Consider the following 22,631-nt stretch of genomic DNA (forward strand, 5'->3'; position numbering starts at 1 on the left):
GTCAAAACTCCTGTATGCTCACGCGTCCGGCAAAGCACCGAAGCGGATACGAAAACGGCGGTTTTCCTTGCCCTTTTTCTCGATCTTGCCGATATGGATTTCGCCCACTTCCTGCGTTTCGGACACATGGGTGCCGCCGCATGGCTGGGAATCGACTGCGCCATTTTCACCAATGGCGACAAGCCGGATACGTCCGAGCCCGACAGGCGGACGGACATTCTTCGATTTCACAATATCGGGGTTGGCGAGAAATTCTTCATCGCTGATCCAGTTGATCGAAACTGGATCATTGGCCTTGACCAGTTCCATGATCTTTTCGGTCACGAATTCCTTCGTGTAGGTCGGATCGGGCAGATCGAAATCGACACGGCTTTCATCCTCGCCCACCGCAGCACCGGTGATCGGGAACGGACAGGCGACCGACAACAGATGGCAGGCAGTGTGCATGCGCATCAGCTTATAGCGGCGCGGCCAGTCGATATGCAGGACGAGTGTTTCACCGACTGTCGGCACGGCCTGACCTTCGCCGGGCACATGGACGATTTCATTCTTGTTTTCGCCGGTAACGGTCGCAGTAATCTCGATCCGCGATCCATCGGCGCGCTCGAAAAAGCCGATATCCCCCGGCTGTCCGCCGGAGGTGGCATAGAAATTGGTCTGGTCCAGAATAATGCCGCCGGTGTCGGTAATGGCGAGAACCTTGCCCTCCGCCGTTGAAAGATAGGAATCTTCACGGAAAAGAGCATCGGTCTCATAGGCCATTGTTTTATTCCTCGAACGGTATGTCTATCTCGGTTTTTGTTTCCAGCCAGCCCGGCACCGGCAGGTTCTTGCCGCGCAGGAAGGATGGATTGAACATTTTCGATTGGTAACGATTACCATAGTCGCAAAGCACCGTCACAATTGTGTGGCCCGGACCGAGATCTTTTGCAAGCCGGATCGCACCGGCGATGTTGATGCCAGAAGAACCGCCAAGGCAAAGCCCCTCATTCTCCACGAGATCGAACACAACGTCGAGCGCGTCGGCATCCGCAACGCGATAGGAAAAATCAGGTGTGAACCCTTCCAGATTGGCCGTGATACGCCCCTGCCCGATGCCTTCGGTGATCGAATCGCCCTCGGCTTTCAATTCGCCGGTCGTGTAATAGGAGTAAAGTGCCGCGCCATAAGGATCAGCGAGCGCGATCTTGATGTCGCGATTGTGTTCCTTCAAACCAATGGCCGTCCCGACGAGCGTACCGCCCGATCCGACCGCCGCCACGAAACCGTCGACCTTGCCATTGGTATCGCGCCAGATCTCCGGCGCAGTGGTTTCGATATGCGCCTGACGATTGATTGGATTATCGAACTGGTTGGCCCAGATCGCGCCATTCGGTTCGGTTTTGGCCAGCTGCTCTGCCAGCCGCCCTGACAGTCGTACATAATTGTTGGGATTGCGATAAGGCGCTGCCGGAACTTCGATGAGTTCCGCTCCGAGCAGACGCAGCGCATCCTTCTTTTCCTGGCTCTGCGTTTCCGGAATGACGATGACCGTGCGATAGCCGAGCGCCTTGGCAACGAGCGTCAGGCCAATGCCGGTATTGCCTGCCGTGCCCTCAACAATGACACCGCCGGGGCGAAGCAGGCCGCGCTTTTCGGCGTCACGGATAATGTAGAGCGCCGCGCGGTCCTTGACCGACTGTCCCGGATTGAGGAATTCAGCCTTGCCGTAAATCTCGCAACCCGTAATTTCGGAAGCCTTCTTGAGACGAATCAATGGCGTGTTACCGATTGCGTCGAGGACCGATTGGAGCATAGCTTCCATCCTTCATCTTGGGCCGAATTGTTTGCCCGGAAAGTATGAGGAACTGCCCTGCCCTTCAAGGAAGGATGGAATAATTTTCCACGCGAACCGGCAAACTCAATCCACAAAAAGCCATCCCAAAAGAAAAAGCCGCCCGAAATGGGCGGCTTTTGTAAAAGATGTTCCGAAAGACGGTTACGCAGCGCGCTGACCACCGCCGCCATTGCCTGTGCGGCGCTTGCGGCGGAATGGGCGCTTTGCCTTCGGTGCAGCTTCGCCAGTCGCATTGGCATGGCCACCTGCGGAAGCGTGGTTGCCCCCACGATGTTCGCCCGGCTTCTGCGCTGGGCGACGATGCTGCTGCGGCGACGGGCCCTTGCGGTGCTGCGTCTTCTGCGGTTTGTCTTCGCCCACAATCGAAATGCGCGGCGCTGCTGCTGGCGCCGGAGCAAGCTTGACCGGAGCCTCCTTGATCGGAAGCTTGGTGCGGGTCACACGTTCTACTGCACGCAGCTTCGAATCCTCGGTCGCCTGATCGTACAGGGTGATCGAAGCGCCGCTTGCGCCATTGCGCCCGGTGCGACCGATACGATGCACGTAAGTTTCCGGCTCGTCAGGAAGGTCGTAGTTGACGACATGGCTGATGCCGGGAACATCAATACCGCGCGCGGCGATGTCGGTCGCAACCAGAATGCGTAAAGTGCCATCGCGGAAACCGTTCAGCGCGCGCTGGCGGGCATTCTGCGACTTGTTGCCGTGAATGGCCGCAACGTCGAACTTGTCGCGCTCAAGGTGGCGCACAACCGCATCCGCACCATGCTTGGTGCGGGTGAAGACGATGACCGAGCGCATGTTCTTGTCGGCCAGCAGAGCGGAAAGAAGACGACGCTTTTCCTTGGTCGGCACAGGATGCACAACCTGGGTGATTTCGGCAGCCGTCGTGCCCTGCGGCGCAACTTCCACACGAACCGGATCACGAAGCAGGCTACCCGCAAGCGCCGCGATTTCCTTCGGCATGGTGGCCGAGAAAAGCGCAGTCTGACGGTCGGCATGGGTTGCCTTGGCAATACGCTTCACATCGTTGATGAAGCCCATATCGAGCATGCGATCGGCTTCATCGAGCACCAGCCAGCGGGTCTGCGAAAGGTCAACCAGACCTTCGCGCATCAGATCCGTCAGACGGCCCGGCGTTGCGATCAGCACGTCAATGCCGGGCGCGATACGCTTGATCTGCGTCAGCTTCGATACGCCACCGAGCACGAGCGCAGTCGAGATATGCGCACTCTTGGAAACATTGCGGATCGTCTGTTCAATCTGGACTGCCAGCTCGCGGGTCGGTGCGAGGACAAGCGCACGCGCCGTCTTCGGGCGGCGCTTATCGCCCAGACCGATGATCTTTTGCAGGATCGGCAGGCTGAAAGCCGCGGTCTTGCCCGAGCCGGTCTGCGCAATGCCGAGAATGTCCTTGCCTTCCAACTGCGGCGGGATGGCCTGCGTCTGGATCGGCTTCGGTTCGGTCATGCCAGCAGCTTCGACACCTTTAAGCAAAACGCCGGTGACGCCAAGAGCGGCAAAGCCGCTCGTATTTTCATTTGTCAATTCAATCTCTTTCGGCGGCACCGCACATCTGCGGTCCGCTTTCAATGCCGGGAAAGCGCAACTTGCCCGAGCCAAATCTGTTTTTATGATAACGACGGGACGCCGGGAAAACCCCTGGCGACTTGCGCAGCCGTGCCCGAGCAAATCTCAGGTCCCCTCCGTTTCCAGACCATTCCGGAAGACAAAGGTGTGACGCAACAAGTCCAATGCCGGGAAAGCCGACAACTAACGTCGGCCCATGCGCCTGCCGCCCATATGGGGTGGTTTGAGCAAAAAAGCAAATGATTTCGTTTTCGCCTCTGATCCAAAAGCCATCATGCCGGTCTGCAAATGGCAATTTCTGCGCTTCCGGTGCTCACGTACGTTCAAGTACGCTGCGCTCCGGTTCTCGAAATCACCATTTTCGCCGTGGCCTGTCGCCTTTTTGATTCAGACGCTTAGCTCCGGTTCAAATGATGAAATCAGCCAGAACCTGATTATCCGTAATGTCCTGATAAGCCCAACCGGCTTCACCGAATTTCTTTTCCAGAAGCTTGAAATTCGCGGCATCCTTCGTTTCGATGCCGATCAGCACCGAGCCGAAATTGCGCGCCGATTTCTTCAGATATTCGAAGCGGGCAATATCGTCTTCCGGCCCCAGCAGATCGAGGAACGAGCGCAACGCGCCCGGACGCTGCGGGAAGCGGAAAATGAAGTATTTCTTCAGACCTTCAAAGCGAAGCGCCCTTTCGCGCACATCCGGCAGGCGTTCGAAATCGAAATTGCCGCCAGAAACGACAATCACGATGCGCTTGCCCTTGATTTCGCTTTTCTTGAAATCCTTCAGCGCGTCTATGCCCAAAGCGCCCGCTGGCTCCAGCACCACGCCCTCAATATTGAGCATTTCGATGATGGTCGCGCAGAGACGGTTTTCCGGAACCGTTATGACAGACTTTGCGTCGAAGCCTTTGAGAAGCTTGAAGTTTTCTTTGCCGATCTCGGCAACCGCCGCCCCGTCAACAAAATTATCGACATGGGCAAGCTTGATGCGCTTGCCGGCCTCAAGGCTGCCTTTCAGGCTTGCGGCGCCCTTCGGTTCGACAAAGCGAAACGCGGTTTTCCAGCCGAGATCGGAAATATACTGCGTCACACCACCGGAAAGCCCGCCGCCGCCCACCGGCAGCAGAACCAGATCGGGCTTTTGGCCCTCCGGTAGCTGCCTTTCGATTTCCAAAGCGACGGTTGCCTGTCCTTCCACGATACCCGGATGGTCGAATGGCGGCACCATGACACCGTTGTTGCTGGCCGCAAATTCCTGCGAAGCGGCATAACAAACGTCGAAAATATCGCCGACCAGCTTGATTTCAATGAATTCAGCACCGAAAGCGCGGGTCTTGTCGATTTTCTGCTGCGGCGTGGTCACCGGCATGAAAACAACACCCTTGCGACCGAAATGGCGGCAAACGAAAGCGAAACCCTGCGCGTGATTGCCTGCCGAAGCGCAGACGAACACCGCGTTCTCATCAGTCGTTTTCACTGCCTTGGAAATGAAATTGAAAGCGCCGCGAATCTTGTAGGAGCGCACCGGCGTCAGATCTTCGCGCTTCAACCAAATCTCCGCACCATATTTGCGGGAGAGATAATCGTTGAGCTGCAATTGTGTCTCGGGGAAAAGCGCACGCATTGCCTTTTCGGCCTGAGCCACGGATTTGACGAAGGCGGTCATACTGAAACTTTCTTCATTCCTACTCGATAGGGCTTATCGCTATACGGGTTTGCCCATGCAAACAAGGATGAAGGGAAACGTCTCTAACCAACGTAATAAATATTGACGATCTTGCGGTCTCCAAAGACCACCAGCGGACCGTCATTCAAAAGTTCGAACAGAACGGCTTCGTTAATTGGAAGCGGGATCGTTATTTCTTCCAGGTAAAGCGCCTGCCACGAAACAGACCGTTCCCTCTGTATCTCGCGATGCATCAAACGAAGTGCTGCCTCGGCTTCTGCGCGCTGGTCCTGGCGGAAAAATCCGCCACACCAATCCTGAACATGATCATAGGTGATTGTGTAATAGGTTACAGTGTCTGTCATACCGGCCACACCCAAAAGCACTCTCGCGGTACGCCCCCGCGTTGTGCCCTTCGATCTTTGGTGATCAGGGTGTTAGTACACCGTGTTGCCAGCGGCCCCACGACCTTTAGCTTCAGAGAAGCCTGGACATACGTCGCAGGCACCCTGACCATAAAGGACGAAGGTTGGGTGTCTTTAGGCGACACCAGCCAAGGTAACAGGGGGTACTAATCCCCGGACCGCCGCGTAGCGGTCCATCCGTAGGCGTAGACCATTCCCGGCGGCTTGTCACATCGAAAATTCGGAGGACAACAGGCTTTTGCGGGAATGCCTCGTTATGCGCGAACCGATCAAATCCATGGCCGGGAAAGCATGTCGATTATACTGCTTTTCTATTTTAGAACATGCAGATATTCGGAAATTCGCTGTTATTGCTGACAAGCTTTCTGTCTTGAAATCATCGCGCAAATCATGACATAGAAATCCAGTCGCTGCGGTCGTGGCGAAATTGGTATACGCAACGGACTTAAAATCCGTCGCCTTTTAGGCTTGCGGGTTCAAGTCCCGCCGACCGCACCACAGCTTTTTGGAGAATGTTGCATTTAAAACAATTTAATTATTTCAAAGGACCAGCGAAGCACTAACGCCCGTGTCCAACAGCAATATAGTAAGCAGTGTTATTGTAAAATTTCGGGGTAGAATGTGCCAATGTTGAAAACTTCAACGAGTTGAACAGGCTGTAATAACAGGTGCTGCAAACTCATCGGGAGTAGAAATACAAGCAGTTTTCAACTAACACGCAGAAGGCTGCCTGTTTTCATTTCATGAGAAGAAAACCCTCGCCTCTGGCGAAGGATTGGAAGAGTTTTACGCAGCATAAAAGAAACCTCCGGTTTGAGCCACGAAGTGGTCAAAGACCGGAGGTTACAAAGGAAATTGAAGGATACGCTGCCCCTTTATGTTGCCAATAAATTAGCACGGAATCGCCAGAACTGCAGCCATCAGTTTTTGTAGCCGCAAGATGCTTCGTCAAGTCCATCGGTTACGATGAACAGGTCGTTAGACGTTATATCCGTGATCAAAAAGGCCGACGAGGCTTCAAGCATGTCGACCTTTTAAGAATTCCCACTACGGCATAACAAAACCACTTCTAGTGGTTCAAACGTAGCATCCCAAACCTCCATCTCTTGTGGAGGTCATGACTTCACCATTACGGACAAGTCACCAAATGAAGTGCCGGCGTCTTCTTAACGTATCGTCTAACGAGGTTTATAATGACGGCGCAACCATGAGCAGAGCCCTTCAACCCCCGGAAAAAGCAAACGTTCATTAATATTCGATTGATCAAGTTTGTCACGCACCTCCCATTTTAAATCTTTCGGAATAATAATCATTCTAGACCTAACAACCTTCGGAATATCACCACTAAGCAACCAGTCCGTCATCTTCATTGTGTCATCGCTCAAAGCTGAAAAATATGCGAACTGATTCGTTATTCTTCCATCAATTGACGGAGGCTCGAAGAATATTGCCAACGGCGTTTTACTAATGGGAGTATTAACTGTTTGTTCTGCAAATTTTTCGAGCGTTGGAAATGCATTTGCTAATGATTCAAATGTGAAAACGCTGCTTCCTGTTTCTCGCAGAAATTTTTTATGCTCATCCTTCAACAACGAATGAACATCTTTGAAATTAGCTTTCCAAATCACACCATCATCATCATAATTTTCTAGACTTGAGGTTGCAAAATGCAGCGCAACCTGTGGAGAATAAGACCAGTCCAGTAAACGTGTTGGTAACCCATAATGCTGGCCGATGCTGAGCGTTCGCCACGGGTTGCCATCCAATCGAATTACTTCACCAGCGTACTTCTCGAACTGTTTGACGATATTAAGCTCCATACCGTCATAAGGTTTACCTAGACGGGATAGACTTGTGACGGCTTCCCAATTGGAGGACGACATCCCACGATAAGCGTAGGTTGATCTGTGCCTTTGGATACCAACATCAAAAGTATCTTCATGGAGCAAATCCATTAAATGAGACCAATTTTTTGCCGTCACTCTTTCGTGTTTTTCTTTCGATCCATCAGTAAGAAGCATTTATACCCACTATATTATTATATACTAAAATTAGTATCGCAAATATTCCTATAATATTTGTTAAAATTCCAAATCCATGATTGCCACTCATAAAAATTGATATTGTTTTAATTATATTGATAAATATAAAATATTAAACTCATTTATGAAATAATATATTGATAAATATATTAAAAAAATTCGTATTTTAAAATAATAAAATAGAAATAATGAAGTAAAAAACTCCATAGATACCCCAAAAAAAATTAATCTTTTTCATTTACATATGTTAATTACGGCATTGTGCTATTTGCCGTTCTTTTCATGCGCAAAAGCCGCCGTGTTTTCCCGGCGGCTTTTGTTTTACTCAGATATCTCAGCCGTGCAGCTTGGCGGTGATTTCTGCAACACGCTTGCCCTGAAAACGCGCGCCTTCCAGTTCCTGTTCGGATGGTTGGCGCGAGCCGTCGCCGTCCGCCGTCGTCGTCATGCCATAGGGCGCCCCGCCGCGCACGACATCATTGCCCATCTGCCCCTGATAGGCATAGGAAAGCGGCACGATGATCATGCCATGATGCTGCAACTGCCACTGCGCCGAAATCAGCGCGAGTTCCGCGCCGCCATGTTGCGTCGCCGTTGAAACCATCACCGAGCCAACCTTGTTGAGCAGCGCGCCCTTTGCCCACAGACCACCGGTCTGATCGAGAAAATTCTTCATCTGCGAGGCCATCATGCCATAGCGGGTCGCCGTGCCCAATATAATGGCGTCATATTCGACCAGATCGTTCGGCGATGCGATGGGTGCGTCCTGATCGACCTTGTAATGCGAGGCCTTGGCGACTTCGAGCGGCACCAGTTCGGGCACCCGTTTGATCGTGACCTCTGCGCCGCCTTCGCGCGCACCTTCTGCCGCAGCCTTGGCCATCTGCTCCATATGTCCATAGGACGAATAGTACAGCACCAGAACCTTTACCATCTGACGTCTCCGTTTTCGATTTTACGGAACCCCTTTTCCGCATTCACTCAACTAGAGAGCATTTTCATTTTGGAAAGATGGACCAAGGGAGGAACATTTTGCCTTTTGCGAAAACCGGTTGCGGCTGGGTGCGGCTGAGGCTTAACTGTCGCCAGATTGAAATGGAGTCTGGGTATGACCGACACTTCGCAGCAGGCCGTAAGGGCTGCAATGCTCGCCATTGGCGACGAACTTCTTTCCGGGCGCACCAAGGATAAGAATATCGGGCATCTCGCCGATCTGCTGACGGCTGCGGGCATTGACCTCAAGGAAGTGCGGATCGTGCCGGACGAGGAAGACGCCATCGTTGCCGCCCTCAATGCCCTGCGTGCGAACTATGATTATGTCTTTACGTCTGGCGGCATCGGCCCCACCCATGACGACATCACCGCCGACGCTGTATCAAAAGCCTTTGGCGTGCCCTGCATCTATGATGAAAAAGCCATGAAGCTTCTCGGCGACAATTATGCGCGGCGCGGTCTGGAATTCACCGATTCCCGCAAGCGCATGGCCCGCATGCCAGAGGGTTCGGAACATATCGACAATCCGGTTTCTGCCGCACCGGGCTTTCATATCGGCAATGTTTATGTGATGGCGGGCGTGCCGTCCGTGTTTCAGGCCATGCTCGACAATGTTCTCCCTACGCTGCGGACCGGGCGCAAGCTGTTGTCGCGCGCGGTGCATTGCCCGTTCGGCGAAGGCGTCATCGGCGCGCCACTGGCCGAAATCCAGAAGCAGAACCCTGATACGATCATCGGTTCCTATCCGAAATTCGAAGGCGGGCGCTTCAGCACCGAACTCGTGGTGCGCGGCAGCGATCCGCAAAAGATTGATGCGGCAGTTGTCGAAATTGAAGCCATGATTGCCGGGCTGGTGGCTTCTGGCGCAAGCTGACAACTCTTTATGCCTTGCAACCTTTTGCCTACGCAACGCGTTGCTTTCTATGCTAAAATGGAAACACAGCTGGAAGGAGATCGGTCATGACCTACAAAACGGTGGTTGCCTATTCCCGGAGCGAGGCTGAACTGAAGCGGGTTCTGTCCGCCGTCGCGCTTTTAATGCGAAAAGTGCCCGACCTTCATGTCATCGGCCTCTATTCCATCCCCTCTCCCATCGTCTATGCCGATCCCAACGGCTTTATCGATCCCGGCATGTTCGAGCTGCACGACAAGCAGCACAAGGAACTCTCCGAGCGGCTGAAACACGTCTTTGAAGAAGAAATGCGCCGTCAGGATGCGCATTTCGAATTTCGTATCACCCGCTCGGAAACCGGCACCGCCGCTGATGGCGTGTTGACCTCCTGTCTCGGCGCGGAATTGCTGGTCGCGGGCCAGCCGGACCCCGATGATCCGGCTACCAATGACGAAACCGCCGACACGATTGTCTTCAATGCAAGCTGCCCTGTGCTGCTCGTGCCCTACGCACCCGTCTTGCCGCAATTGTCGCTTGACCGGATCGTCGTTGCCTTCAACGGCAAAAGAGAGGCCGCGCGCGCCGCTTTCGATGCGCTGCCCTTGATGAAACAGGCTGGACGGACGGAAATCGTCTGGGTCGATCCGCCTGAAGCCGAGGGCGAGGACGAAGCGCTCGCCGGAACCGAATTGGCCGAATCCATCGCCCGCCATGGCATTGAAGTCAACGTGACGCCGCTCGCCTCGCATGGGCGCTATGCGCAGGATGCGCTGCGGGAGCACATCGTTGCGGAACGTGCCGATCTGCTCGTCATGGGCGCCTATAGCCATTCGCGCCTGCGCGAGCTTGTTTTCGGTGGAGTGACGCGATCCATGCTGAATGACCTCCCCGTCCTGACACTGTTTTCTCGGTGACATGTCCGCTCATTCAGAGCGGGCAATTATCCCCAATTGGTGGCAATGAACGCCTTCAAGCCATAACAGACTTGCAAGATCGGTGTTTTTGCGGTTATCAGCACTACCCGGCGCTGACTGTGCCGGGTTGAAGAAACCTTTTCATCGTATTGCAGCCCCTATTATGGTGGGCGCAGATGGCGAAAGCGAAGGTCTACACAGTTCAGCGCGCTTGACGGTGGTCATCGCGCATTTTTGGTTTAGCCAGTCTGTGGCCACAGCCCACGGACTGTTCCATGGAGCGTTTCGATGTCCTTGCCCGATAAAGCCTTTCCCGTATCCTGGGATCAGTTCCACCGCGATGCCCGCGCGCTTGCCTGGCGCATTTCCGGCATGGGGCACGATTGGCGTGCGATCGTCGCCATTACGCGCGGCGGTCTGGTGCCTGCGGCCATTATCTGCCGTGAACTTGGCATCCGCCTGATCGAAACCGTCTGCATTGCCTCCTATCACGACTACACGTCGCAGGGCGAAATGCAAATTCTGAAGGGTATCGGCGACCAGCTTCTGGAAAATGGCGGCGAAGGCGTGATCGTCGTCGACGACCTCACCGATACCGGCAAGACGGCCGCAATCGTGCGCGAGATGATGCCCAAGGCACATTTCGCAACGGTTTATGCCAAGCCGAAAGGCCGTCCGCTGGTCGATACATTCGTGACCGAAGTATCGCAGGACACCTGGATCTATTTCCCGTGGGATATGGGCTACACCTATCTGGAACCGATTGCAGGCGACAAGCGCGGATAGTCTTCGTTTAGCGCGCGCCCCGAAAAGGGTGAAACGGATTTCGGACATAAGGCGCGTTATGACAAACTGTTAGAGTGCCGATCTGATCCAATCAGATTGAAACGCGCTCTAACGCCCGATAGTAAATTCTAAATGCCAGCCTTACCGGCTGGCATTTTTTATTGTCCGTCACTGTTATCGCCCCAAGACCATTCAGAATGGAGGGATTTCTCAAAAAACCACGAAAGTTTTCAAGGACGTGCGAAAACGAAAAAAAGCGAAAACAAAAAAATGATATTTTTGCCGTATTCACGTGCTATAGAAAGCACATGAAATGACGCTGATCACGCTCAGGTTCGGCGTTCGAAAACGATACGCCTCTCCTGTATTTTAATAGTGGCTTTTAAATAAAGGGCTTTTTTCCCCTTTGTAAGAACTGTTGCGTATTTGATCAGTTGTTATTTTGGCGAATCGTTCCATTTTAAGGAAAAGAGGGAAACCAGCAGTGAAGACGGCAGCCAAACAACTTATCGCAACGGAAAAGCGTATTCTTACGCCTTCTGGCCGTTTGCAGCAGGTTGCAGCCCTTGTCTACCGCCGCGAAATGGATACCCTTCAGGTTCTCGTTATCACAAGCCGTGGCACGGGCCGCTGGATCATCCCCAAAGGTTGGCCGCAAGTCGGTCGCACGCTTGCGGAAACAGCCTTGCGCGAAGCCTTCGAAGAAGCAGGCATACGCGGCGATGTCTCCCCGGAACCCATTGGCAGCTATAATTACTGCAAGATGGATATGCCGCCAGAGCGGATCAACCAGTTTTCGGTGGCCGTTTACGCCGTCCGTTTCACCGGCCAGGAAAAAAGCTGGCCAGAACGGGATCAGCGCATCTGCGAATGGGTTTGCCCGGATGAAGCTGCCCGGCGCGTCGAAGAGACAGAGTTGAAGCAGATTCTTCTCCGTTTCGGTGATTCGGGTATGGTCGTCGCCGCCGAATAGCAGCGTCGTTTCCCCCTCAACGCTTTTTATCCATCGTCATTCGGCTTTGATGCGGCGTTTCCTGCGGCTATTCCAGCCATAGAGCCGTATGATCCCCGTGGGCATCACGCTGACGGTGAAAATCGCGAGCGTCCAACGGCGGCATTTTTCGGCAATTGCAGCGTGAATGGCGGGGCCGGAAGAGGCATTTTGCTCAAAGCTTGCATTAGCAAGCGGCTTGATCCTGCTGATTTTGCAAAATAATTGCCCTCCATATTTGGTTAAAAAGAGGTAAAAGCGTTTTAGCCGGCTTCGTTCACAAAAGCTTCTCTTCTCCCCGTTATCCACATTCGCCCCCAGCGACTGACGCACAATATCTAGCGTTAGACGCCTTACAACAAACCAATGCTTGACGCTCGCAGCCGAGTCGTTTTTTATGAACTTATCGTTGCGTAAGTGGCGTGGCCGGGCGTCTGAATAGCCGGTCTTTCTTTCAGGTTAGTCAAGTTCTGGAACGGGCGTTGCGCTTATTCAGCGTAGTTGTCGCTCCGGGCTTCGTCGTGCCCGAATTCCGGGTCGGACCGCCTTTGGAGAAGCAGATGCAGCCACATGACGAAAGAGCGTTAACACTAGATTTAGTATTTGCGCTCATGCTTCTTACAAGATAGAGTATTTTTCGATCTGCTGATTTGTTGGTTTGCAATGCCCTGACGAGGATGGTTTCGACTGCCTTGGGGTGTTTTGTTGCGAGCCGGATACGGCAGAAGCAGGATTTTGGGGCCCCGGATATCTGCCGGTGTCCTCACCAAGAAGCCCTTCCCCGCAGTTGGGCTTTCGAAACAGAGACGCGGTACAGACAGCACGTGGCAGGCCATGGTGGAAACTCACCCTTGGGGCTACTATATATAGAACGTTTGGATGGAAAAGATGAAGATCGAACGCCGTTTCACGAAAGAGAATCAGTCGGCCTATGCGGACATCGCGTTTCGGACTGCGACCAGCGAGATCAAGAATCCCGATGGATCCATCGTATTCCGCCTGGAAAACATCAATGTACCGGCTCAGTTCAGTCAGGTTGCGGCCGATATTCTTGCGCAGAAATATTTCCGCAAGGCTGGCGTGCCTGCCCATCTGAAGAAAGTCGAAGAAAACGACGTTCCGTCGTGGCTGTGGCGCTCGGTCGCCGATGAGGATGCGCTGGCGTCGCTGCCGCAGAACGAGCGTTATGGCTCCGAAATGGATGCCTGTCAGGTTTTCGACCGTCTCGCTGGCACCTGGACCTATTGGGGCTGGAAGGGCGGCTATTTCGGTTCGGAAGAAGACGCTCTCGCCTTCCGCGATGAGCTTGCCTATATGCTCGCCACACAACGCGTCGCGCCGAACAGCCCGCAATGGTTCAACACCGGCCTGCATTGGGCTTATGGCATTGACGGCCCCGGCCAGGGCCATTTCTATGTCGACTGGCAGACCGGCAAGCTGACCAAATCCAAGTCGTCCTATGAACACCCGCAGCCGCATGCCTGCTTCATCCAGTCCGTCGCTGACGATCTGGTCAATGAAGGCGGCATCATGGATCTGTGGGTGCGTGAAGCGCGCCTGTTCAAATACGGTTCCGGCACGGGTTCGAACTTCAGCCACCTGCGCGGCGAAGGCGAAAAGCTTTCCGGCGGCGGCAAGTCCTCCGGCCTGATGAGCTTTCTCAAGATTGGTGACCGCGCTGCCGGCGCCATCAAGTCGGGCGGTACGACGCGCCGCGCTGCAAAGATGGTCGTGGTCGACATCGACCATCCGGATATCGAGGAATATATCGACTGGAAGGTGAAGGAAGAGCAGAAGGTTGCTTCGCTCGTCACCGGTTCCAAGATCGTCAAGCAGCATCTGGCTGCAATCATGAAAGCCTGCGTCAACTGCGAAGCAGATAATGACGATTGCTTCGACCCATCGAAGAACCCTGCCCTGAAGCGCGAAATTAAGGCCGCGAAGAAGAACCAGGTGCCGGAAAACTACGTCAAGCGCGTGATCCAGTTCGCGCGTCAGGGCTATACGGACATTCAGTTCAAGACCTATGACACGGACTGGGATTCGGAAGCTTATCTTACCGTTTCGGGCCAGAACTCGAACAATTCCGTCTCGCTGAAGGATGAATTCCTGCGCGCCGTCGAAAACGACAGCGACTGGAACCTGACCGCACGCAAGGACGGCAAGGTCATGAAGACGCTCAAGGCGCGCGATCTTTGGGAAAAGATCGGTTATGCCGCATGGGCGTCCGCTGATCCGGGTCTGCACTACAACACCACCATGAACGACTGGCACACCTGCCCGGTCGCAGGTCCGATCCGCGCCTCCAATCCGTGCTCGGAATATATGTTCCTTGACGATACGGCCTGTAATCTGGCGTCGATCAACCTGCTCACCTATCGCAACAAGGACGGTTCGTTCGACATTGCAGCTTACGAGCATACGGCCCGCCTGTGGACCATCGTTCTCGAAATCTCGGTGATGATGGCGCAGTTCCCATCCAAGGAAATTGCCCGCCTCTCCTACGAATACCGCACGCTCGGCCTCGGCTATGCCAATATTGGCGGCCTGCTGATGACCTCCGGTATTCCTTATGACTCCGATGAAGGCCGCGCCATCTGCGGCGCGCTGACCGCGATCATGACCGGTATTGCCTATGCAACCTCCGCTGAAATGGCGAAGGAACTGGGCACCTTCCCAAGCTACGAGCCGAATGCGGAACATATGCTGCGCGTCATCCGCAACCATCGTCTGGCCGCTCATGGCAAGACGGAAGGTTATGAAGGCCTCGCCGTCAACCCGGTGGCGCTGATTGCCGAAGACTGCCCGGATCAGGATCTGATCACCCATGCTCGCGCGGCCTGGGACAAGGCGCTGGAACTTGGCGAAAAGCATGGCTACCGCAACGCCCAGTCCACCGTTATCGCGCCAACAGGCACGATCGGCCTCGTCATGGACTGCGACACGACCGGCATCGAGCCTGACTTTGCACTGGTGAAGTTCAAGAAGCTGGCCGGTGGCGGCTACTTCAAGATCATCAACCGCGCCGTGCCGGAAGCACTCCGCACGCTCGGTTATTCGGAAAGCCAGATCGCCGAAATCGAAGCCTATGCTGTCGGTCACGGCAACATCAATCAGGCACCGGGCGTCAATCCTTCGTCGCTGCGCGGCAAAGGCTTCACCGATGAGAAGATCGAAGCCCTGAATGCTGCGCTCAAGAGCGCCTTCGACATCAAGTTCGCTTTCAACAAGTGGACGCTGGGCGAAGATTTCTGCAAGGATGTGCTGAAACTCACCGATGAACAGCTGAACGATTTCTCGTTCGAGATGCTGCCAGCCCTCGGTTTCTCCAAGAAGGACATCGAAGCCGCCAACATTCACGTTTGCGGTGCAATGACCCTCGAAGGCGCACCGTTCCTCAAGGAAGAGCATTACGCGGTGTTCGATTGCGCCAATCCATGCGGCAAGATCGGCAAGCGTTACCTGTCGGTGGATAGCCACATCCGCATGATGGCTGCCGCGCAGCCGTTCATTTCGGGCGCGATCTCCAAAACGATCAACATGCCGAATGATGCGACCGTCGAAGACTGCAAGAACGCTTACATGCTGTCCTGGAAGCTGGCTCTGAAGGCCAATGCGCTTTACCGCGATGGTTCCAAGCTCTCGCAGCCGCTCAACGCAGCGCTGATCTCGGATGATGAAGACGAAGATGATGCAGTCGAAGCGCTGATCGAAGCACCGGCAGCCGCTCGTGCCGTTCAGGTGACGGAGCGTATCGTCGAGAAGGTGATCGAGAAGATCGTGCATGAGCGCGAAAAGCTTCCGAACCGTCGTCAGGGCTATACCCAGAAGGCCGTCGTCGGCGGACACAAGGTCTATCTGCGCACCGGCGAGTTCGGTGACGGGCGCCTCGGCGAAATCTTCATCGATATGCACAAGGAAGGCGCTGCTTTCCGTGCGATGATGAACAACTTCGCCATCGCCGTGTCGCTCGGCCTGCAATATGGCGTGCCGCTGGAAGAATATGTGGAGGCATTCACCTTCACCAAGTTCGAACCGGCTGGCATCGTCATCGGCAATGACGCGATCAAGACCGCAACGTCGATCATCGACTATGTGTTCCGCGAACTGGCCGTGTCCTATCTGGGCCGCAACGATCTCGCCCATGTTGACACGAGCGATTTCTCGAACACAGCGCTTGGCAAGGGCATCAAGGAAGGCAAGACCAATCTGGTCTCGACCGGCTGGACGCGCGGCTACAAGCCGACCCTGGTGACCAACACGGCACCGGGCGGCAGCGAAGCCAAGGGTTCGGCTGCATCGGCGCCGCAGGCTTCGAATGTCACGACCTTGAAGTCGAGTGCTACCCCGGCTGGTCGCCCTGCGACCATCGGTCTGGTGACGGAAGGTGCAACGGCTTTCAAGCGTGAGTTCGAAGAACAGGCCGCTCCGGTACAGCAGCAGGAAACCTCGGCTGCAACGGAACTGTTCTCCGACAAGGCTGCTGCCGATGCTGCTTCGGCCCGCGCTGAAAGCGCCAACTCGGCAAAGAAGCTCGAAGCGGACCGCCGCATCAAGTCGATGATGCAGGGTTACACCGGCGACAGCTGCACGGAGTGCCAGAACTTCACCATGGTGCGTAACGGCACCTGCCTGAAGTGCGACACCTGCGGCGCGACAAGCGGCTGCAGCTGATCGAATGACGGCGAGAAACCGCGAGCATTTTTATTGAGATAAAAGAGCGCCCTTCCGGGCGCTCTTTCTATTTGTGATGAGCGAAAACAAGCCGTACATTCCGTTTCGAAAACAAATGATCTTCGATAATTTGTCGGCTCACTTCCAGGGTCGACCCATCCCAATCCAGTTCTGTGAGGACGCGATGAAAGCGATTGTCATCCACGCCGCAAAGGACTTGCGTATTGATGAGCGCGAGCTCGAGATGGCCGGTCCCGGCGAGGTTGAAATCCGTCTCGCGGCTGGCGGCATATGCGGCTCGGACCTGCATTATTATAATCACGGCGGCTTTGGCACCGTGCGCGTCAAGGAACCGATGATCCTAGGACACGAGGTTTCCGGCCATATTGCTGCACTGGGCGAAGGGGTTTCGGGGCTTGCCGTTGGCGATCTGGTCGCCATATCGCCGTCCCGCCCCTGCGGACACTGCGAATATTGCCACAAGGGGCTGCCCAATCATTGCTTCAACATGCGCTTTTACGGATCGGCTATGCCCTTCCCGCATATTCAAGGCGCGTTCCGCGAAAGGCTTATCGCAAAAGCCAGCCAATGCGTGAAAGCCGACGGCCTCAGCGCCGGTGAAGCGGCAATGGCAGAACCGCTCTCGGTCACCCTGCACGCCACCCGCCGCGCAGGCGAGATATTGGGCAAGCGCGTGCTGGTGACAGGTTGCGGCCCCATCGGCACGCTTTCGATCCTCTCGGCCCGCCGCGCAGGCGCGGCTGAAATCGTCGCAGCGGATATTTCCGGGCCAGCGCTTGAATTTGCCCGCAAGGTCGGCGCGGACCGCACCGTCAACCTATCGGAGAACCCGGATGGTCTGGCGGAATACGCTCAGAACAAGGGTTCATTCGACATTTTGTACGAATGCTCCGGTGCAGCATCCGCCCTTGTGGCGGGCATACATGCCATGAGGCCGCGCGGCGTTATCGTGCAGCTTGGCATGGGCGGCGAAATGAACCTGCCGATCATGACGATCACAGCCAAAGAACTCGATCTGCGCGGCTCCTTCCGCTTCCACGAGGAATTCGCCATCGCGGTCAAGCTCATGCAGGATGGCCTGATCAACGTCAACCCCCTCATCACGCAGACGCTGCCCCTTTCCGATGCGCTGCGCGCCTTCGACATTGCGTCGGATAAAACGCAGTCGATGAAAACCCAGATCGCATTCAGCTAGAGCATTTCCAGCAAAAGTGCGTAGCGGTTTTGCGTGGGATAATGTGTAAAAACAAATAGATAGATCGGTCCCACGATTCCGTACTAACCGGAACCGCTCTAAAGAATTTCAGGAGAAGATATGAGCGTCCAACTCTTCGATCTGACAGGCAAACGCGCGCTTGTTACCGGCTCGTCTCAGGGGATCGGCTATGCGCTGGCAAAAGGTCTCGCCGCCGCCGGTGCCGACGTCATCCTCAACGGTCGCGATGAGGCAAAGTTGAAAGTCGCTGCCGACAGCCTCAGCGTAAAGCACATGCTGGCCTTCGACGCGACGGATCACGACACCGTCCGCTCGGCAGTAGATGGGTTCGAAGCAGATGTCGGCGCCATCGACATTCTCGTCAACAATGCGGGCATGCAACATCGCACCCCGCTTGAAGACTTTCCAGCCGATGCCTTTGAGCACTTGCTGAAAGCCAACGTGTCTACCGTGTTCAATGTCGGACAGGCGGTCGCCAGACATATGATCAAGCGCGGAACGGGCAAGATCATCAACATTGCCAGCGTTCAGACCGCGCTCGCAAGGCCCGGCATCGCGCCTTATACCGCGACCAAAGGTGCCGTTGGCAATCTGACCAAGGGTATGGCCACCGACTGGGCGAGATATGGCTTGCAATGCAACGCCATTGCTCCGGGATATTTCGACACGCCGCTCAACGCCGCGCTCGTTTCAGACCCGGCTTTCTCAAGCTGGCTTGAAAAACGCACGCCTGCGGGCCGCTGGGGAAAGGTTGACGAACTCGTTGGCGCCTGCATTTTCCTTGCGTCTGGCGCGTCCTCTTTCGTCAACGGCCATGTGCTTTATGTCGATGGCGGCATCACCGCATCCCTTTGAAGGTCAAAGACTGTAGCTATCCGCAACGGAATTCCGATCTGTGAACAATTCAACCGGATCGGCATCTGCTAAAAAACACTCTCTGCGGTTGATTTGCGAGCCACACCACATTATTTCGCAATAGATCTCGATGATACAATCATCAAAACTGTATCAGTCTTTGAACGGCGTCCATCAAAACGCACGAAAACTCGTTTCGGGAAAATCTATTGTCGGAATTCTTTGTTAAATATCCGTGGGCGGAGACGCTCACGGCACTCGGCGGATTGTTTCTCTCCGCATTCATCGCAAATTTTCTGATCAAGGCGATCCTGCTCAAGCTGCTCGACCGGCTCGTTCAGAAGACTTCATTCGGTCAGGATGAAGAACTGAAACGCCACAGCGTCATCAGCCGTCTGGCCAATATCGTTCCGGCCTTGATCATTTCTTCAGGCATTCTGGCGATACCGGGGTTGCCGGATACGGCAATCACCATCATTCGCAATGTCGCGATCGCCTTCATCATTCTGACGCTCGCCCTCGCGATCAATTCAGCGTTGGGTGTGGTAGACACGCTTTATCATCGCCGCCCAGAGGCCCGTTATCGGCCCATGAAGGGCTATATTCAGGTCGGCAAGCTGGTCGTCTATATCATCGCCGCCGTCCTCATCATTGCAACCCTGCTCGACAAGTCGCCGGTTATTCTGCTGTCCGGTGTGGGTGCCATGGCTGCGGTACTGATACTCGTTTTTCAGGACACATTGCTCTCACTGGTCGCCAGTATGCAGATCGCCTCTTCCAACATGGTTCGTGTGGGCGACTGGATCGAGATGAAAAATCTCGACGCCAATGGCGATGTGACCGAAATCGCGCTTTATACGGTCAAGGTGCAGAATTTCGACAGAACAATCACCACGATTCCGATCCGCAAGCTCATCACCGAACCGATGAAGAACTATCGCGGCATGCAGGAATCGGGCGGCCGCCGCATCAAGCGCGCGCTCTTTATCGACCAGAATTCAATCCGCTTCCTGACCGACGACGAACGCGCGAAAATGGCGTCAGTGGACTGGCTGGCCGACTATCTGCCAAAAAAGGCGAAGGAAATCGCCGAATGGAACGACAAGCTGGGTGACCGCGCCAAAAACCCGGTCAATACGCGTCGTTTCACCAATATCGGCACTTTCCGCGCCTATGTGGAAAACTATCTGCGCAACTATCCCGGCATCCATAAGGGCATGACGCTGCTGGTGCGCCAGATGGACCCGACCCCGGCAGGCTTGCCACTCGAAATCTACTGCTTCACCAACACCACCGTCTGGGCCTCATTCGAGCAGATACAATCCGATATTTTCGACCACCTTTATGCGGTGCTGCCGGAATTCGGCTTGAGCGCTTTCCAGAACCCGAGCGGCAAGGATTTCCGCAAGCTGGGGGTGGCTGAACCAGGTTCTAACGAAGAGCTTCGATGATCTGCGCGTCGAGGTTCTGAACGCTATAGCCGGAGCGGGATGGCGTAAGTCCCAGACGCACCACAGAAAGATGCATGGACGGTACGATCATGACGGTTTGACCGTCATGGCCGGACATCCAAAAAGCATCATCGGGAATGCCATCCTCGCCCGCTTTGGCACCGCCGGACTGCAACCAGACCTGCGCAGAACCGTAACGGCCATCCGAGGCCGCTGACGGTGTGCGCATGAACGCCACGAAATCAGCTGGCAGAACCTGCCTTCCATCGAGCTTCCCGCCCTCTGCCAGAAACGCTCCGAGACGGGCCCAATCGCGCGCGGTCGCGTACATATAGGACGACCCGGCAAAGACGCCCGACGCGTCGGTTTCCAATAGGGCGCTGCTCATGCCGAGCGGTTCGAACAAGGCGATGCGCGGATAGGCCAAAGCCGCATTCCGGCTGTCGAAACTATCCATGAACAGCTTGGAGAGAATATTCGCGGTCCCGCTCGAATAGTTGAATTTCGTTCCAGGTGCCGCTTCCAGTGGCAGCGAAGCGGCAAATCCCGCCATGTCCTTTTCCAGAAACAGCATGCGGGTGACATCTGCCACAGCACCATAATTCTCGTTGAAGCGCAGCCCGCTTTCCATCGCCATCAGATTGGCGATGGTGATTCTGGCGCGCTCATCGTTCTGCCATTCCGGCAGAAGATCGCTTTTGGCCAGATCCATGCGGTTTTCCGCAATGCGCATCCCAATCAGCGTCGCCATGACCGATTTTGTCATCGACCAACCAAGCAGTGGCGTGTCGGCATTGAAGCCCTCGCCATAGGTTTCGGCGATGAGTTGACCGTTGTGAATGACCGCGATGGCCCGCATGCCGGGGCCTGCCAGTTCCTTATCCTCGATAACGCTCTGCACCTTATCTGAGATCGCCACGTTCAGCGGTTGCGATGACGCTTGTGCAGCTTCATCGCTGGCGACGCTGCGGCTATCCGTCGATTGAACATTGGCGCAACCCTGACCGGGGAGAAACACAGCCTTGCTGGGGGCAAAAAAGCCGAAAATCCGGACAGTTACGGTGTCAGTGTCATCATCAACGGCCACATTGAGGAATTTCAGCAGCGGGTTTCCCGGTGCCTGAACATCGTCTGCGAGTACCGCATCGGCGTCTCGTTTGGCGATAAAGACATTGGAACACACGATCTTGGCCGCATAACCCGTGCCCACCCGCAAAAGCTCCGGCGGGTTGAAACCGAGCCATGATGCCGCGCCGACTAACAGTAGAACAACCAAACCGACGAGAAACGTGAGAAATCGCTTCAAAAACTTCGACATGAAATACCGTTTTCTTTCAGGGCAAACCTGCCCGAGCAGGGCAATATCCAAATCTCAATCTTGCGGTATGTTTCTGTGAAACGCGATTGCAGTCAATTACCATCCGACAACAGACCAACTAAAAAGGGGCGCTGCTGCGCCCCTGATTCTATCGATTGGAACTGGCCGGACCATTCCACCGGCTGCTGTGATGCCGGTAATGCCCGCGATAGTAATCGCGCTTGTAGTGACGGTGCGACCGCCAGCGATGATCGCGGTAATGGCGACGATCAGACCGCCAATGGTCCCTTCTGTGGTAATGCCGCTTCTTCCAGTGCTTACGCGAATGGTAGCCGCGATGATCGCGAACCTGTTCCACATTGGAGGTTACGCCGGGCTTAGCGAGATTTGCCACTGGTGCGGCGGAAGCCGCGCCAGCTCCCACCAACAAGCCAACACCAACAATACCTGCAATAAGTCCACTAAAGAGCTTCATTCTGTGTACTCCTCTTGATGGGAAGCATCATGAAACCTAGCGCATGAACTCAAAATGAACAGATTGAACTTTTCAAACATCTGTGATGATCTTAAAAGCCGTTCAATTTATTCTTCAAGAATTTTTTACACCGATAATAATTGGTTATCGCAGCGGAAAAACCGTGAAATTTCCAGCAACCAAACGTTACAAAACTTCGATTGAGATGAAATCAGACCACGGTAAATTGTTTCGTGGCGGTCCAAGCATCCGCCGGCTGGAAGACATACCAGTCTGTTAATTTGCGTGTTGCCCCCAATTAGCACGCAATTGACACGGGAGACGCCACGCTGCCCTTGTTGCGCGTCTCCCGCTCCACTCTTCGGTGCAACCTCTACGGGTTCATTTTTCTGCCGTCTTTATGCAATCATGTCCGCAGGCGCTTCGCTGCATTAGCGTTGAAGCGCCCCCGGCGTCATTATGCACCAAACACAAACGTCGGGGTTTCTCCT

General features: G+C 54.7%; 18 protein-coding genes and 1 tRNA gene. 9 read left to right on the plus strand and 10 right to left on the minus strand.

Annotated features, from left to right (window positions below; genetic code table 11):
- Positions 1 to 18: 18 nt before the first annotated feature.
- From FIC94_RS11690 to FIC94_RS11710, 5 genes are all read right to left on the minus strand, one after another.
- The gene (locus FIC94_RS11690) at positions 19 to 762 is read right to left on the minus strand and encodes an alanyl-tRNA editing protein (RefSeq protein WP_109369094.1); all 744 of its coding nucleotides are present in this window, start codon (positions 760 to 762) and stop codon (positions 19 to 21) included.
- 4 nt (positions 763 to 766) lie between these two features.
- Positions 767 to 1,795 carry a cysteine synthase A gene (locus FIC94_RS11695; protein WP_140024989.1) on the minus strand — a complete coding sequence of 343 codons (1,029 nt, stop codon included), beginning with the start codon at positions 1,793 to 1,795 and terminating at the stop codon, positions 767 to 769.
- A 183-nt stretch (positions 1,796 to 1,978) separates the two neighbouring features.
- Positions 1,979 to 3,382, minus strand: coding sequence for a DEAD/DEAH box helicase (locus FIC94_RS11700; RefSeq protein ID WP_371830907.1), 1,404 nt, complete (start codon positions 3,380 to 3,382; stop codon positions 1,979 to 1,981).
- Between the two features lie 448 nt (positions 3,383 to 3,830).
- A complete protein-coding gene (ilvA, locus tag FIC94_RS11705) occupies positions 3,831 to 5,087 on the minus strand; it encodes a threonine ammonia-lyase IlvA (protein WP_140024991.1) in 1,257 nt (418 codons plus the stop codon).
- Positions 5,088 to 5,170: 83 nt separating this feature from the next.
- Positions 5,171 to 5,452 carry a hypothetical protein gene (locus FIC94_RS11710; protein WP_140024992.1) on the minus strand — a complete coding sequence of 94 codons (282 nt, stop codon included), beginning with the start codon at positions 5,450 to 5,452 and terminating at the stop codon, positions 5,171 to 5,173.
- Positions 5,453 to 5,924: 472 nt separating this feature from the next.
- On the opposite strand from FIC94_RS11710, the gene FIC94_RS11715 reads away from it, so the two are divergent.
- Positions 5,925 to 6,010 (plus strand) — tRNA-Leu (locus FIC94_RS11715).
- A gap of 680 nt (positions 6,011 to 6,690) precedes the next feature.
- Here the strand turns inward: FIC94_RS11715 and FIC94_RS11720 are convergent.
- Together FIC94_RS11720 and wrbA are read right to left on the minus strand one after the other, a co-directional pair.
- Positions 6,691 to 7,533 (minus strand): FRG domain-containing protein, encoded by an 843-nt coding sequence (locus tag FIC94_RS11720; RefSeq protein ID WP_140024993.1) that lies wholly within the window; start codon positions 7,531 to 7,533, stop codon positions 6,691 to 6,693.
- Positions 7,534 to 7,888: 355 nt separating this feature from the next.
- Positions 7,889 to 8,488 (minus strand): NAD(P)H:quinone oxidoreductase type IV, encoded by a 600-nt coding sequence (wrbA, locus tag FIC94_RS11725; RefSeq protein ID WP_109369097.1) that lies wholly within the window; start codon positions 8,486 to 8,488, stop codon positions 7,889 to 7,891.
- A 174-nt stretch (positions 8,489 to 8,662) separates the two neighbouring features.
- Here wrbA and FIC94_RS11730 point away from each other — a divergent pair, with 174 nt between their 5' ends.
- The 4 genes from FIC94_RS11730 (at position 8,663) to FIC94_RS11745 (ending at position 12,112) form a co-directional block, all read left to right on the plus strand.
- Positions 8,663 to 9,421 (plus strand): competence/damage-inducible protein A, encoded by a 759-nt coding sequence (locus tag FIC94_RS11730; RefSeq protein WP_140024994.1) that lies wholly within the window; start codon positions 8,663 to 8,665, stop codon positions 9,419 to 9,421.
- 86 nt (positions 9,422 to 9,507) lie between these two features.
- Entirely contained in the window at positions 9,508 to 10,353 is an 846-nt protein-coding gene (locus FIC94_RS11735; protein WP_109369099.1) for a universal stress protein, read from the plus strand.
- A 288-nt stretch (positions 10,354 to 10,641) separates the two neighbouring features.
- On the plus strand, positions 10,642 to 11,139 hold the full coding sequence (gene gpt, locus FIC94_RS11740) for a xanthine phosphoribosyltransferase (RefSeq protein ID WP_109369100.1): 498 nt from the start codon (positions 10,642 to 10,644) through the stop codon (positions 11,137 to 11,139).
- 484 nt (positions 11,140 to 11,623) lie between these two features.
- Positions 11,624 to 12,112 carry an NUDIX hydrolase gene (locus FIC94_RS11745; RefSeq protein ID WP_140024995.1) on the plus strand — a complete coding sequence of 163 codons (489 nt, stop codon included), beginning with the start codon at positions 11,624 to 11,626 and terminating at the stop codon, positions 12,110 to 12,112.
- A gap of 36 nt (positions 12,113 to 12,148) precedes the next feature.
- Here FIC94_RS11745 and FIC94_RS11750 read toward each other — a convergent pair whose 3' ends face one another.
- Entirely contained in the window at positions 12,149 to 12,463 is a 315-nt protein-coding gene (locus FIC94_RS11750; protein WP_140024996.1) for a hypothetical protein, read from the minus strand.
- A 555-nt stretch (positions 12,464 to 13,018) separates the two neighbouring features.
- Between FIC94_RS11750 and FIC94_RS11755 the strand changes: the two genes are divergently transcribed.
- From FIC94_RS11755 to FIC94_RS11770, 4 genes are all read left to right on the plus strand, one after another.
- A complete protein-coding gene (locus tag FIC94_RS11755; RefSeq protein ID WP_140024997.1) occupies positions 13,019 to 16,804 on the plus strand; it encodes a vitamin B12-dependent ribonucleotide reductase in 3,786 nt (1,261 codons plus the stop codon).
- A gap of 184 nt (positions 16,805 to 16,988) precedes the next feature.
- Complete coding sequence (locus tag FIC94_RS11760) at positions 16,989 to 18,020, plus strand: L-idonate 5-dehydrogenase (RefSeq protein ID WP_140024998.1); 1,032 nt, start codon at positions 16,989 to 16,991, stop codon at positions 18,018 to 18,020.
- A 120-nt stretch (positions 18,021 to 18,140) separates the two neighbouring features.
- Positions 18,141 to 18,896, plus strand: a complete 756-nt coding sequence (locus FIC94_RS11765) for an SDR family oxidoreductase (protein ID WP_140024999.1) — start codon at positions 18,141 to 18,143, stop codon at positions 18,894 to 18,896.
- Positions 18,897 to 19,105: 209 nt separating this feature from the next.
- Entirely contained in the window at positions 19,106 to 20,347 is a 1,242-nt protein-coding gene (locus tag FIC94_RS11770) for a mechanosensitive ion channel family protein (protein ID WP_140025000.1), read from the plus strand.
- Here FIC94_RS11770 and FIC94_RS11775 read toward each other — a convergent pair.
- Together FIC94_RS11775 and FIC94_RS11780 are read right to left on the minus strand one after the other, a co-directional pair.
- A complete protein-coding gene (locus FIC94_RS11775; RefSeq protein ID WP_180917969.1) occupies positions 20,328 to 21,665 on the minus strand; it encodes a serine hydrolase domain-containing protein in 1,338 nt (445 codons plus the stop codon). The genes FIC94_RS11770 and FIC94_RS11775 overlap by 20 nt on opposite strands.
- Positions 21,666 to 21,813: 148 nt before the next feature.
- A complete protein-coding gene (locus tag FIC94_RS11780) occupies positions 21,814 to 22,140 on the minus strand; it encodes a hypothetical protein (RefSeq protein WP_140025001.1) in 327 nt (108 codons plus the stop codon).
- Positions 22,141 to 22,631: the final 491 nt, after the last annotated feature.

Source organism: Ochrobactrum teleogrylli (genome assembly GCF_006376685.1).
Taxonomy (GTDB): domain Bacteria; phylum Pseudomonadota; class Alphaproteobacteria; order Rhizobiales; family Rhizobiaceae; genus Brucella; species Brucella teleogrylli.

What these genes read in the sequence shown, in the direction of transcription:
- FIC94_RS11690 (WP_109369094.1), bottom strand. Translation starts at nt 762, where the DNA reads ATGGCCTATGAGACCGATGCTCTTTTCCGTGAAGATTCCTATCTTTCA.
- FIC94_RS11695 (WP_140024989.1), bottom strand. Translation starts at nt 1,795, where the DNA reads ATGCTCCAATCGGTCCTCGACGCAATCGGTAACACGCCATTGATTCGT.
- ilvA (WP_140024991.1), bottom strand. Translation starts at nt 5,087, where the DNA reads ATGACCGCCTTCGTCAAATCCGTGGCTCAGGCCGAAAAGGCAATGCGT.
- FIC94_RS11710 (WP_140024992.1), bottom strand. Translation starts at nt 5,452, where the DNA reads ATGACAGACACTGTAACCTATTACACAATCACCTATGATCATGTTCAG.
- FIC94_RS11720 (WP_140024993.1), bottom strand. Translation starts at nt 7,533, where the DNA reads ATGCTTCTTACTGATGGATCGAAAGAAAAACACGAAAGAGTGACGGCA.
- wrbA (WP_109369097.1), bottom strand. Translation starts at nt 8,488, where the DNA reads ATGGTAAAGGTTCTGGTGCTGTACTATTCGTCCTATGGACATATGGAG.
- FIC94_RS11730 (WP_140024994.1), top strand. Translation starts at nt 8,663, where the DNA reads ATGACCGACACTTCGCAGCAGGCCGTAAGGGCTGCAATGCTCGCCATT.
- FIC94_RS11735 (WP_109369099.1), top strand. Translation starts at nt 9,508, where the DNA reads ATGACCTACAAAACGGTGGTTGCCTATTCCCGGAGCGAGGCTGAACTG.
- gpt (WP_109369100.1), top strand. Translation starts at nt 10,642, where the DNA reads ATGTCCTTGCCCGATAAAGCCTTTCCCGTATCCTGGGATCAGTTCCAC.
- FIC94_RS11755 (WP_140024997.1), top strand. Translation starts at nt 13,019, where the DNA reads ATGAAGATCGAACGCCGTTTCACGAAAGAGAATCAGTCGGCCTATGCG.
- FIC94_RS11760 (WP_140024998.1), top strand. Translation starts at nt 16,989, where the DNA reads ATGAAAGCGATTGTCATCCACGCCGCAAAGGACTTGCGTATTGATGAG.
- FIC94_RS11765 (WP_140024999.1), top strand. Translation starts at nt 18,141, where the DNA reads ATGAGCGTCCAACTCTTCGATCTGACAGGCAAACGCGCGCTTGTTACC.
- FIC94_RS11775 (WP_180917969.1), bottom strand. Translation starts at nt 21,665, where the DNA reads ATGTCGAAGTTTTTGAAGCGATTTCTCACGTTTCTCGTCGGTTTGGTT.
- FIC94_RS11780 (WP_140025001.1), bottom strand. Translation starts at nt 22,140, where the DNA reads ATGAAGCTCTTTAGTGGACTTATTGCAGGTATTGTTGGTGTTGGCTTG.